Here is a 13,085-nt window from a genome sequence, read left to right on the forward strand (position 1 = left end):
TAAAAGGCTTGGATACTTCACCGGACAGCCTCCCGATCAGGGCGCAATTGCACTATTTTCAGAAAAATCTGCGGCGTCAGGTGCTGCTCGCTTTGCATGATGAAACCGTCCTGGGGGTCCACCCAGTAACGATTGGTCGCGCGAAAATCCAGATCGGGTATCGCCACCTGCTCGTCGATTCGCAGCAAGGCGTAGTCCCTGTTCAGAATCCGGATAGGTTCGATGTCGTGCCTGCTGAAACGGCTATTGACGCTAAGGCCGACGCGGTAGCCTTGGTAGATATCGATCCAGCGCGTGCTGGTATGCCCGTCGTGCAGATGCTGCAGACCGCGCTTGAACGGCGACTCTCCATCAAAGCGCGTGCCATCGAGCGACACCCCCAGCCCGACCGTGCGCACCACCAGGCCATCGCGCATCAGCAACACCTGGTTGCCGGATGCGAGCCAGAACTGCAGGTCGCCACGTCGACGCGCCATGGCCATCACGCCCTCGTTGGTAACGGTCGTCACCAGAATTTGCGGATACGGCACGGCCGCTACCTGGGCCGGAGTCAACTCCAGCGAGGCAGGCCCCTGGGCGGACGCTTTGAACGTGTCCCATGAAGCCTTCATCAAGGGGTTGCACCCACACAGCAGTAGCGCCGTCGTCAGAACGGCACCGGTATGCAAAGTTTTCACGGATTGACTAAGCCTTATCTGCTGTTGGCTTCACTGAGATTGTTGACCGAGCTGGCCCCGGTCCCGAGGACACTGGCCGTAGGCAGAAGCTGGCTGATCAGGCGGTTCCAGCGGGTCACGCCGGCCGGGCCGACATACACGATATCTTGCGGTTGCAGGTCGAAACGAGTGGCCAATACCAGGGCGGACGGCGACTCGGCATTCAGTTGGAACACCTGGGCCGGCTCGGTTTCCAGATTGCCCGCGCCTCGGATCACGTACACCGCGTTGCCATTGGAGGTGGTCTGGTTCAAACCGCCCACGGTGCCCAACGCATCAGACAAGTTCATCGACTTGCTCTTGAAGCTCAACGCCCGGGGTTGGTTGACCTCCCCCATCACGTAGATCCGTTTGAGGTCGTTGTAAGGCAAGTACAACTGGTCACCGCCTTTGAGGTAGACCTTATGCAGTGGCGAGTCCCGGCGGTTGAGGGTGTCCAGGTCCAGCGTGTACTCGCGACCATCGCGCGTCAGCGTCAGCCCCGAAAGGTCAGCATTCATCGGGTCTACCCCAGCGGCGCCGATAGCTTCCACCACGCTCAGCGCATTGGTAGTGATCGACTGTTGACCCGCTTTTGCCACGGCACCGGAAACCACCACTACCTGGCTGGCAAAGCGCAAGACACTGACATCCACCTGAGGGCTTTCTACAAACTGTGACAGTCGCTCGGCGATATACGCCCGTAGTTCTTCGATGGTTTTACCGGCGGCCGGGACATTGCCGATATAGGGGTAAAACAGCGTGCCATCCGGCCGCACCAGACGGCCGTTGGCATCCAGTTGTTGTTGCGGGCCGGAAGGCGCCGTCAACTCGGGGTGATCCCACACCGTAATAAACAACAAGTCATTGGCGCCGACGCGATAACCGCCCGGAATATACGACAGCAGTTCGGGGGCAACCGTCTCGCGAACATGCAGGGCGGCATCCATGGCAATCAGCTTCGGCGTGATGGGTATAAGCTCCACCCGGCTACTCTCGGGAGAGCCGTCACGTGTCAATTGACTGGTGTCCATATGTTGGCCAGGGGAAAACATACAGCCGTGCAAGGTAATACTTGCCAGCGTCACAGCAAAAAGCCTTCGGGTCATAATGGCACTACACTAGTCGGGGACAAGTCCAAACAAGATCACCCAGAAGGTTCTGAGTGATCTTGAACAACACACTTCGCAGGGGGTTCAACGGGTACCCGTAGTTCCGGTGGTGCCCGAGGTCCCTGTGGTTCCGCCATTGGAGCTTCCTCCGGAGCTTGATGCCGCCGCCACGGCGCCGGCGACCACCACCGCCGCCACCACGGTCTCACCGACCGTGACAGCGCCTACCACCGGGGTGCTCAAGCTTAGGGGCTCTTCAGCCGCCCATACGGTGGTGCTCATTAAAACCAGCAAGCTGGCGGTAAACAGTTTCTTCATAGCAGACTCCTCCTCAACATCAACAAGTTGATATTAAGAGACGGTGATGGAACAGCAGGTATATAGACTTAGGCGTATCAGCCGAACACACTCGGCTAAGCGCCAGTCTCGTTTGGAGCATGTCATTTATAAGTGCTGCATGCCATACAACAGCACTTTCCATGTGTCACGCACAGGCCGCAAAACTCGTTGCGAACATTGAACACGTTTAAGGATATTTGCGGACATTCAGCGCCATAACAGCGATGTTACGCACAATGTTGCAGCCGCCAGCGTCCGAGCCAACCGCCCCACTGTTATTATTCGTCAGCCTTACCGAAACGGCGTTCTGTTAAATAATGATATTCACGCGTACCGCGACAGAAAATAACATTCGCCCGTGAAAACCCAGTATTAACAGGCGCAAGTATCACTGCCCTGACCGGGCAGTTTAGATAACGAGTGATGCACTTCCCAGTTGTTGCAATACCTGTTGCAGCTCTACCTTCCAACTGCGCGTCGACACCCCATAATCCTGTTCGAGGGTCTGGCAATCCAGCACGGACCAGCCCGGACGTTTGGCTTGCGTCGGGAACTCGGCGGAGGTAATCGCCTTCAACCGAGGTTTCTTTTCAAGCAGCGCCTCGGACCGCGCCTGGTTGAAAATCTCATCGGCAAAGTCATACCAGGTGCAAGCAGGCGCACCGCTGTAGTGGTACACGCCCCATTTGAGCATGCCGTCGCGGCGAAAAATCGTCGCCAGCGCCCACAGGGTGTCGGCAATACTGCCGGCGGAAGTCGGGCAACCACGCTGGTCTGCGACGACGGCCAGCTCATCGCGTTCACGTCCAAGGCGAAGCATGGTTTTAACAAAGTTGTTGCCATGCGCGCCGAACACCCAACTCGTTCGCAAAATCACATGGCGCGAACAATGCTGCTGCAGCTGCTGCTCACCCGCCAGCTTGCTGGAACCATAAACACCTGAAGGTGCGGTGACGTCACCCGGTGTATAGGGGAGCGTGTGGTTGCCATCGAATACGTAATCGGTAGAAATATGCAGCACGGCAATACCCTGTGCCTGCGCTGCGCGCGCCAGGTGCGCAACGCCATCGCGGTTCACCGCATAAGCCCGCTCGATATCGCTCTCAGCCTTGTCTACAGCGGTATAAGCCGCCGCATTGATCAACAGTTGCGGCTTGATCCGCGCCAGGACCTCCTCGACCTGAACCGAGTCACTGATATCCAGCTCACCCGAACCATAGCCAATCACGCTGAACCCGGAGGGTGCCCTGAGCAGCAGCTCGCGCCCGACCTGCCCCTGTGCTCCGGTGACGATTACACGCATGGTCATTCTCCGCTCAGCAAGGCGCGCAAGCGCGGGTGGCGCTGATCTTTTTCCGATAACAACGGCGAACCCAGAGGCCAGGCGATGCCCAGGTCCGGGTCATTCCAAAGAAGCCCACCCTCGTCTTTCGGGTCATACAGATCGGTGCATTTGTATTGAAAGTCGGCGGTATCGCTCAACACGCAGAAACCGTGGGCATACCCCGGCGGTACCCACAATTGGAGATGGTCCTCGGCGGTCAATTCAACCGCCACGTGTTCACCACAGGTCGCAGACGCCGGGTCGATGTCTACGACCACATCGTAGACCGCGCCTCGGGTCACCCGCACTAACTTGCCTTGAGGACGGCTGCGTTGGAAATGCAGCCCACGTAACACGCCCTGTGCGGAGCGCGAGTGGTTATCTTGCACGAACGGCTGTTCAATCCCAATGTCGCGATAACGCTGCTGCTGGTAACTCTCCAGGAAGAACCCGCGGGCATCACCATAAACGCGGGGTTCGATAATCAGCACACCGGGCAACCTGGTTTTGATGACATTCATTTCGCAGGCTCCGAAGCGAGTACCTGTGCCAGGTATTGGCCATAACCGGTTTTGCGTAAATCCGTGGCTTGTCTATCCAGTTGCGCCGCCGACAACCAGCCCTGGCGGTAGCCCACTTCCTCAAGGCAAGCCACTTTCAGCCCTTGGCGTGCTTCCACGGTCTGAACGAAATGCCCGGCCTCCATCAAGGAGTCATGGGTGCCGGTGTCGAGCCACGCGAACCCACGCCCCAGCACGCTGACGTGCAAATCCCCACGCTGCATGTAAGCGTTGTTCACGTCGGTGATTTCCAGCTCGCCACGCGTTGAGGGCTTGACCTGCCTGGCAATGTTCACCACGTCGTTATCGTAAAAGTACAGGCCCGTGACCGCGTAATTGGACTTGGGACGCTCAGGCTTCTCTTCGATGCTGATCGCCTTGCCGTGGCTGTCGAAGTCGACCACGCCAAAACGCTCGGGGTCGCTGACACGGTAGCCAAAGACGGTAGCGCCGCTCTTGCGCTGGGACGCTTTATGCAGCAACGCGCTGAAGCCGTAGCCATAGAAAATATTGTCGCCCAATATCAGCGCAACATTGCTGTCGCCGATAAAGTCTTCGCCGATGATAAACGCTTGCGCCAAACCATCCGGGGACGGCTGTTCGGCATAACTGAGCTCAATGCCGAAAGAAGAACCATCGCCCAGCAGGCTTCGAAAACTGGGTAAGTCTTGCGGCGTCGAGATAATTAATATCTCGCGGATACCGGCCAGCATTAAAACCGACAACGGGTAATAGATCATCGGCTTATCGTAGATGGGCAGCAGCTGTTTGGAGACGCCGCGGGTAATGGGATGCAAGCGCGTGCCGGAACCGCCCGCCAGAACAATGCCTTTCATGGAGTGCTTCCTTTTTGAGAATGTCGATGGGTGAGGCAGTGTTTAACCAGTTCAAGCGTTCTGACCCAGGCGCTCCGGCCGGTACTGACCATTGAGTACGCGTTGCCACCACGTCTTGTTTTGCAAATACCACTCAACGGTTTTGCGTATACCGCTTTCAAACGTTTCGTGAGGCTGCCATCCCAGCTCACGCGCAATCTTGCCGGCATCGATGGCGTAACGAAGATCGTGACCTGGCCGATCTTTAACAAAAGTGATCAAGTCACGATAACGTTCCACGCCGGCCGGTTTGTCGGGCGCCAACTCTTCGAGCAGCGCGCAAAGTGTTTCCACGACTTCAATATTGGTTTTCTCGTTGTGGCCGCCAATATTGTAGGTTTCGCCGACCGCGCCCCGGCACAGGACTTCACACAGCGCACGCGCATGATCTTCAACAAACAGCCAGTCCCGCACCTGCAAACCATCGCCATATACCGGCAGCGGCCGGCCATGAATGGCATTCAGAATCACATGGGGGATCAACTTTTCGGGGAAGTGATAAGGACCGTAGTTATTTGAACAATTGGTCACCAGCACGGGTAAGCCATACGTACGCTGCCAGGCCCGAACCAAATGATCCGAACTGGCCTTGGACGCTGAATAGGGCGAGCTGGGCGCATAAGGCGTGGTTTCCGTGAACAGGCTATCGGGGCCGTCCAGGTCGCCATAGACCTCGTCTGTCGAAACGTGGTGGAAGCGAAACCGGTTTTTTGCGTCAGGCGCCAACGCACTCCAGTAGCGCCGGGCCGCTTCAAGCAACGTATATGTCCCGACAATGTTGGTCCGGATAAAGTCAGCGGGGCCATCGATAGAACGATCGACATGGGATTCCGCCGCCAGATGCATTACCGCATCCGGGCGAAATGTCATGAAAATCTGGTCCAGCGCCGGGCCGTCCCCTATATCGGTTTTAAAGAACTGATAGCGCGACGAGTTTTCGACACTGGCGAGTGAATCGGTATTGCCCGCATAGGTCAGTAAGTCGAGGTTCGCGACGCTATGGTTTTCATTTATCAGGTGGCGGACCACGGCTGATCCAATGAAACCGGCGCCACCGGTAACGAGGATTTTTTTAAACATGAGTGAAGATCCTGAGGGTGGAATAAAACTCGATCGAGCCCCGTTATTGATCAGCGGATCGCCGGCGCTCACGCTCGGCCATATTTATCTTCAAAGCGCACGATGTCGTTCTCACCCAGATAGGAACCGGACTGTACTTCGATCAGTTCAAGCGGGATCACGCCCGGGTTTTCAAGCGCATGCACCTGACCGATAGGGATGTAAGTGGACTGGTTTTCAGTGACCAAGTAGGTCTTCTCTCCATTGGTCACCTTGGCCGTACCGCTCACGACGATCCAATGTTCCGCCCGGTGATGATGCATCTGTACCGAAAGCTTGGCGCCGGGTTGCACAGTGATACGTTTGACTTGGTAGCGGTGGCCTTTGTCTATCGAGTCATACATGCCCCAGGGGCGATAGACCTCGCGGTGATTGACGTACTCGTGCCGGGCGGATTGCTTGAGCCGCTCGACTATTTTCTTTACGTCCTGTACCTGGTCTTTGTGTGCGACCAGGATCGCGTCATTGGTTTCGACAATGACCAAGTTCTCGACACCGACCGTTGCAATCAGGCGGCTGTTGGCGTGAACGTAGGTGTTGAACGTGTTCTGGGCAACGACATCGCCCTTCAATACGTTGCCTTCGGCATCTTTGACGAATGTATCGGCGAGCGCGGACCACGAGCCGATATCGCTCCAACCGGCGTTCATCACGACCATGACCGCGTCTGCGGTGCGCTCCATCACCGCGTAGTCAATGGAGTCTTCGGGGCAAGTAGCAAACACATCACGGTCAACTCGGGTGAAGCTCGAATCCCTGGAACCGTTGTTCAGCGCCTCACTGCAAACAGAAAGGATCTGCGGGCAGAACTTCTGCAACTCCTCCAGATAACGGCTGGCACGAAACAGAAACATGCCGCTGTTCCAGAAGAATGTTTTGGCCAACAGGTACTGTTGAGCCAGATCCAAGTCCGGCTTTTCGACAAAACGGTTCACGCGAAAGCCGCACTCGCCGACAGGTTCGCCCTTCTCGATATAGCCGTAGCCGGTTTCCGCATACGTCGGAACAACGCCGAAGGTGACTAACTTACCGTCCAGGGCCAATGGGAGGGCGCAGTTGATACTTGCTTGAAACGCTTGCACATCCTTGATGGTGTGGTCCGCCGGTAAGATCAACAGCAAGGGGTCCTCCCCATCGGCAGTGGCCTGCAATGACGCCAATGCCAGCGCCGGCGCCGTATTACGGCCGACGGGTTCAAGCAATATATTCGCGTCTTCCAGCCCCAACTTGCGCAGTTGTTCAGCGGCCAGAAAGCGATGTTCTTCGTTGCAAACAAGCCTGGGTGTCCGTACATCCAGCCCCTTCAACCTCTGGATAGTGGCCTGAAGAAGAGAGATGTCAGTGTCCACCAACGATAAAAATTGCTTGGGGTTTAATTGACGCGACAACGGCCACAGGCGCGAACCCGTGCCTCCAGATAAAATCACCGGAATCATGTGACACCTCATCGAAAAGTAAACGTCAGGATCAGCTTGAAATGATCAACGGCTCAGGCGGGATACCATTCAATTAACAGCTGTTCATAGGCACTCAACACCTGCTCCCACTTGAAGCATTCGGCAAACCTGGCCGCACCGGCTTGTTTCAATGCCAGGGTGCGTTGTGGGTCTTCCAATAGTTCATCGAGTAATCGAGAAAGCGCCTGGCTATCGGAAAAATACGCAGCGCCCCCACCCACTACCCAGCGGTTGAAGGGGTTGTCGTGCGCAATGATTGCGCAACCGGCGCCCAACGCCTCGACCAGAGAGGGGTTGGTTCCGCCGACACGATGACCGTGCAGATAAAAACGGCTGAAATACCTCAGCGCCTGGACGACTTTGGCGTCGTAGATAGCCCCTGGAAAGACCACTTCAACGCTGGCCGCTTCCATCACTTTCTTATGGTATTCATGGGTACTCGGCGTGAAGTTTCCAAGCACCACCAGTTTGTGCTGCCTGACGCTCGCACTGAATGCCTGGACCATCTCATAAAAAGAATTTTCCGGTTCGGGCCTGGCGATAATAATCGAGAAGTGATTTGGCTCCAGCGCAAACGTACTTAACACCTCAGCCGCCGCCGACGTCACTTCATCTCCTCCGTAGGGAATCATGGTGATCTTGTCGGCACTGACCCGCGTCGCAAGATGTTCCTTAATCCTTGGGTGGTCGGCCACCAAGTGGTTACCGATCCAGCAACCGGCTCTTTCGTTCAACCAGAACCACGCCTTGGCTATCTTCCCCCACTTCTGCCGATGCCACTCGATACCGTCCATATTAATAATATTCACTTGGCCTTTGAGCCGCTGAAGGCTATTGAAAACAGCGGTGTTATAGCCCAGCGTCAGAAACAGGCCGCGCTCACCCAGCGCGTGCCAAACAGCCTTCAAGTCGAATATAACCGTGCCCAACGCACCCTCCCGAGACACCGGGATATGAACACGGCGGATACCGTTCCATTCTGTTTCAGTGACGCTGCCCGTGCCGCTTTCCTGGCAGTAAACCGTGATGCGCCAACCTTTAGCCTGCAAATACACCGCTAACTTTTCGGCAAATGTCTCGAAGCCGCCGTGCTGCGCCGGGATACCTCTTATTCCAAGAACCAGCAAATGCCTACTCATAGTTTTCGAACACCTTAATATGCTGACGCGCGACCAGTGACCAATCATGTTTTTCAACCATCGTGGTGCGAGCGCGCTGCGAAATGTGCCGCGCAGTGCTGGAACCCAGCGCGTTGATTATTTGTTGCGCCAAATCGTGCGGGTTATCCGTTTCAAACAGAAACCCGTTTTCATTTTCGTCGACAACCTCGACCATCGGCGGTAACCGTGAAGACACCGTAATACAGCCATACGACATGGCCATCAGCAGTACGCCACTTTGATAAATCTTCTTATAGGGAAGGACCACAATATCGGCGGCAGAATAATAAAAGTCGACCTCCTCATCCTTGATGTATCGAATATGCGGAATAACCACGTCAGAGATGTTGTTCGATTTTATTAAACTCTCATAACCCTGGAATGAATCCTTCCACACCTTGCCGGCAATCAATAGCACCGCCTGGGGCTCACGCTTGGCGACGATCTGCATCGCGTTCAACAGTACATCCAACCCCTTTACTTTTTTTATCTGACCAAAAAAAAGTATGATTTTCTTATCTTCAGGCAGCGCCAGACGCCGACGCGAAATGACGCCCTCGCGCCGTTTCACGAAGGGCAGATAATTACCATGGGGAATGACGGTGATGTTCGTCTTCAGACCTTGAGCAGCCAGCACGCCCTGCAACTCGCGCCGCGAGAATTCGTTATGCACAATAAATTCCCGCGGGGCCCGCAGAATGGCCGCATGGGTGCGGGTCAGAGACGCGCCTGCAAAAGACTCGACATCATGAATGGTTGCAATGATTTTTATCCGGCTCAAGCGCAATAACCTGCAGGTGATCAACTCCAGTAGCGCATATTGAAAAAAATGCAGGTGGCAGGTTTTTCCACCCTTTTTCTTGATATCCACGATCGACCTGAGCAAGGCAACGATGAAGCGAGCGAACCTCAGGAATTTATTGGACTGACCATACACACCCTTGAAAAACTTATTGATCGTGAAATTGTTCGAACTCTGCTCCTGCGACTCGGGACACGTATACAGATTGACGCAGGCGTCATTCCAAACCAGCCCTTGTCCGAGGCCGGTATTGTAGTAATTCATTCCGCCATGCCCGCCAACCGGTTCAATGATGAAATAAGCCAATTGCCCCATGAGAAAATCCTTATCCGCTTAATTTAACAACCGATATATTTCGCTGATCGTCGACTGCGCCCGTTGCCTCTGCGTAGTGGCAACCGCACTGACACCCACCGTGTAAGTCGGCATAAATTCGTCTATCGCACCGCGCTCAATCAAACACGTCTCGGTCTGAGTCTCTGCGGTAAATTTCTTATTTTTGTCTGAGTAGTTGTATAGGGAAAACGGCGTACCTAACGAATACGCAACCACGGCGGGATGCAGCCGCGCCGTCAGTATGTGCCGCGCCCCTTTTATATACGCCATGGAGCGCTCGATATCCGAACCGGCGATGTTGAAAACCGTAAAGCCACGGTCTTTCAACTCGCTTTGTGCGTACCGCGACACGCCGGTATCAACCTCTGCATCCGCATTAAATATGCCGATCCGGTTAATACGCAACCGCCAGCAAATCCTGATGGATACGTCTAGCAATTGGCTATAAATGTCGCCGCTGGATTGCTCGCCATACCCTTGCGAGATCGCGCAGACACACAATGATGTAGTCCCCTGCACTCTCCAGTTCGCCCCCTGCGCCGGCGTCGTCAGTACCCAGCGCGTAGGCCAGGTCCACGGATTGTTTGATTTTTTCACGGCGGGCCCAAGGGTTGATTTTCCTCACCGCCAGCAGCGAGGCTGAATCGCGAATATAAAAGGCTGTGGCCATGACGGTCGCAAAAAATAAAATCAAACGGGTTTTCAGCTTTTTATGATTGTCGACGCCAATACCTGCGTAGATGACATGAGCACCGAACAGGCGAGCCAATGCCATGTATTTGACCCCTCCGGTGCCGCCCTCATCCATGAAACATGTTCCGCCACCCCACACGATGGCAGAACACTTAATCACTGTTTTGTAGGCAAGCCAGCGGTTGGCCTTGTTGAGTTCCACCACAGTAATCGCGCCTTGGCGAATGAAACCCTGTTGTTTGAGTGCTTCGCCATCGCCGTAGGTCAATACCGTATACACCACACCCGCACGTCGCTCAGACAACAGCGACTTGAGCATGAGCAGATCACCAAAGTTATTGCCATAGTAGCCAATGATCACAATGTTCATGCACGCATGCTCTTTTTATAAAGAATGTAATACGAGACGGCAATAAAGCATTCGCTGGCCACAATACTTGCGCCAATACCGTTCGCCTCAAAGGGCATCAACACAACAAACAAGCCCACTTGCAACGCCACGCCAACACTGGCGACCATTATTTTTTTGCTGACCCACTCTTCGCTCAATAACGCCGCCCCTAAAGGTGTTGCGAAAAACCTGAAGCCAATGGACAGCGCGGCGATTTGCAACACCTGCGCGGCATACACATAGTCGCCACCAAATACCAGGTGCACGAGGTCATGGGAATACACACTCAGGCCAATGCCAACCAGCGCCCCCGCGCCCAATGAATACCGCGCATGCTGTAGCGGCAGGTTTTTTTCAGCGCCCGAAAGTGCGTGGTACTTTTTTATAAGGTAGGTGTTAAAAATCGTATTGGGTGCGATATACAGCGCCGTGAGCAGCGTATTACAAATGGCTAAATACCCGGAATACGTCGACCCATAGATAAGCCCCAGCAACGAAATGGGGATTTGCAACTGGGCTATATTCAGCGCGCCATTCAACGAATATTTAACGGAGTCTTTCAGGAAGCTTCGCACCTTCAAAGCCGCCTGTTTGCCGTGCCGTGTCATCAGCATCAAACACAACATCGCACATGAAACGTTGGCAACCCCCAGGGCCATGGCGGTGTTCGCGAGGCTCGGAGTCAGCGCATAAAAAACCCCTGCAACCGCTATGATCCGGAATACCGGTACCAGCACTTGCCCCACGGAAATCCGCAGCGGGCTGCTCCTGAGCTGGCCTTGAGTGATGACGATCGCCTGCGCCGCCAATGCCGCCACACCCGTCGCCAGTGCAACGGCCACGAATCCATCCATTCCCGAACCACATAACAGCAACACACTGACTGCAAAGGCCGCTAGCGTATTGATCGACAGGCAAACATAAGCAACCCGCATCGACGGCGCATATTCGCCAGGTGCTCGGCTGACACGCCTCAACAGCAAACTGTTCACACCGCTGAACGCCAAAGCGCCGAGCGTGATGGTAATAGCGTTGGCATATGAGACCAGACCAAAGCTGGCAGCATCCAAGGCTCTACTGAGGATGACCTGAAGCAAGAACGTTGCGCCCGCAGCGCCAAACGATGAGATCAATAATTGAATCGCCTTCAAGGAAAAACTCCTGCACGCCCTCAGTCGGAGCTCTGAAATCGATCGTTCAATTTGAAATAGCGCTTCAACAGCACATATTTTTTAGAGGCTGAATCGGGGGCCAAGCCGGTGTTTGTCAGGGTAACCTGAGGGTTCCAGATATCCGCTTCTTTATAAGCGTGATAAAACCAACTCCAACGCTTTTGCTCGAACAGATCGATTAATGTCTGCATATACAACCCCGCATCGTCCACCGGGCTGTAATTCGATACGCTGAACTCCCCAACGATCACTGGTCCCGGATGTTTCAGCACCTGGGACAGTGTCTTCTTGAAGTACATACTCAAACCGCCCTCGCCTCTCAGTAAGAAGGGCAACCGTTGATCCGCCGGAAAACCACGCACGCCCTGATGGGTAAAGTTGCCAGGGTCGTAATAGTGCAGGCTTCCTATTATTGAGTGGTCGTCTATCAACGGCGTGATTTCACTCCAATTGGACCGTTGCCCATTGGGAATACCATTGGGTTGGACCGTAATACGCGGCTGGATAAGCACAACCTTGTCCGGCGAGATCTGCAACAGGGTTGCGCTGACCTTCTTTATAAAATCCAGATAAACGCCGCGCTCGATGGGCGCCGGTTCGTTGACGATGTCATAGCCGATAACCATGCTTTCATGTTTGTAGCGCTGCGCCAGTTGCGCATAGCTGGCAATCAGGTTTCCCATGAGTTCGGCGTCACGCCAATATGCGTCTTCAGTTGACCCTGAATATTTCTTGACGTTGCCGGGAAAGGTATGAACATCGACCAGAAGTAAAATATTGTACTGCTTCGCGTAGCGCACATAGGTATCAAGCACCTTGACCGCGACATCATCAAGCCCGCCCCTGTCGTCAAACAGTGGGTGGGAGGCAAACGCCACGCGCACGGCGTTCACGTTCAAGCCGTCCAACTGTTTGAAATCCTCTTCGTTCAAATTCAAATCGATATTGAAACCGCGTAACTGCTTGCCCGCGTTATAGGTGTCGGCCTGTTGGGTAGAGGCCTGGGCAACGAAACTGATCGCCAACAGACAGAGGCACAGGAAGTATCGT

14 protein-coding genes are annotated in these 13,085 nt (G+C 54.7%); all 14 read right to left on the bottom strand.

Annotated elements, in window-relative coordinates; genetic code table 11:
* Positions 1-17 precede the first annotated feature (17 nt).
* On the bottom strand, positions 18-677 hold the full coding sequence (locus AB4O25_RS06810; protein ID WP_460150683.1) for a YjbF family lipoprotein: 660 nt from the start codon (positions 675-677) through the stop codon (positions 18-20).
* 14 nt (positions 678-691) lie between these two features.
* Positions 692-1,804, bottom strand: a complete 1,113-nt coding sequence (locus tag AB4O25_RS06815; RefSeq protein WP_017527342.1) for a polysaccharide biosynthesis/export family protein — start codon at positions 1,802-1,804, stop codon at positions 692-694.
* Between the two features lie 87 nt (positions 1,805-1,891).
* Complete coding sequence (locus AB4O25_RS06820) at positions 1,892-2,125, bottom strand: hypothetical protein (protein ID WP_042944548.1); 234 nt, start codon at positions 2,123-2,125, stop codon at positions 1,892-1,894.
* Between the two features lie 430 nt (positions 2,126-2,555).
* Entirely contained in the window at positions 2,556-3,449 is an 894-nt protein-coding gene (gene rfbD / locus AB4O25_RS06825; RefSeq protein ID WP_460150684.1) for a dTDP-4-dehydrorhamnose reductase, read from the bottom strand.
* A gap of 2 nt (positions 3,450-3,451) precedes the next feature.
* Positions 3,452-3,991 carry a dTDP-4-dehydrorhamnose 3,5-epimerase gene (rfbC, locus tag AB4O25_RS06830; protein WP_003173486.1) on the bottom strand — a complete coding sequence of 180 codons (540 nt, stop codon included), beginning with the start codon at positions 3,989-3,991 and terminating at the stop codon, positions 3,452-3,454.
* Positions 3,988-4,866, bottom strand: coding sequence for a glucose-1-phosphate thymidylyltransferase RfbA (rfbA, locus tag AB4O25_RS06835; protein ID WP_116077930.1), 879 nt, complete (start codon positions 4,864-4,866; stop codon positions 3,988-3,990). Before rfbA ends, rfbC begins: the two co-directional genes overlap by 4 nt.
* Before the next feature lie 51 nt (positions 4,867-4,917).
* Entirely contained in the window at positions 4,918-5,985 is a 1,068-nt protein-coding gene (gene rfbB / locus AB4O25_RS06840; RefSeq protein WP_017527338.1) for a dTDP-glucose 4,6-dehydratase, read from the bottom strand.
* 68 nt (positions 5,986-6,053) lie between these two features.
* Entirely contained in the window at positions 6,054-7,460 is a 1,407-nt protein-coding gene (locus tag AB4O25_RS06845) for a mannose-1-phosphate guanylyltransferase/mannose-6-phosphate isomerase (RefSeq protein ID WP_460150685.1), read from the bottom strand.
* A gap of 53 nt (positions 7,461-7,513) precedes the next feature.
* Positions 7,514-8,620, bottom strand: a complete 1,107-nt coding sequence (locus AB4O25_RS06850; protein ID WP_065878776.1) for a DUF1972 domain-containing protein — start codon at positions 8,618-8,620, stop codon at positions 7,514-7,516.
* Entirely contained in the window at positions 8,613-9,758 is a 1,146-nt protein-coding gene (locus tag AB4O25_RS06855; RefSeq protein WP_017527335.1) for a glycosyltransferase family 4 protein, read from the bottom strand. The genes AB4O25_RS06850 and AB4O25_RS06855 overlap by 8 nt, the downstream gene beginning before the upstream one ends.
* Before the next feature lie 18 nt (positions 9,759-9,776).
* Positions 9,777-10,184 (bottom strand): polysaccharide pyruvyl transferase family protein, encoded by a 408-nt coding sequence (locus AB4O25_RS06860; protein ID WP_460150686.1) that lies wholly within the window; start codon positions 10,182-10,184, stop codon positions 9,777-9,779.
* A gap of 37 nt (positions 10,185-10,221) precedes the next feature.
* Complete coding sequence (locus tag AB4O25_RS06865) at positions 10,222-10,842, bottom strand: polysaccharide pyruvyl transferase family protein (RefSeq protein WP_460150687.1); 621 nt, start codon at positions 10,840-10,842, stop codon at positions 10,222-10,224.
* Positions 10,839-12,014: an MATE family efflux transporter gene (locus tag AB4O25_RS06870; RefSeq protein WP_017527333.1), complete on the bottom strand. Its 1,176-nt coding sequence runs from the start codon at positions 12,012-12,014 to the stop codon at positions 10,839-10,841. The genes AB4O25_RS06865 and AB4O25_RS06870 overlap by 4 nt, the downstream gene beginning before the upstream one ends.
* 20 nt (positions 12,015-12,034) lie before the next feature.
* The gene (locus AB4O25_RS06875; RefSeq protein ID WP_017527332.1) at positions 12,035-13,060 is read right to left on the bottom strand and encodes a glycoside hydrolase family 5 protein; all 1,026 of its coding nucleotides are present in this window, start codon (positions 13,058-13,060) and stop codon (positions 12,035-12,037) included.
* Between the last annotated feature and the right edge of the window lie 25 nt (positions 13,061-13,085).

Source organism: Pseudomonas sp. S3_A03, from assembly GCF_054668275.1.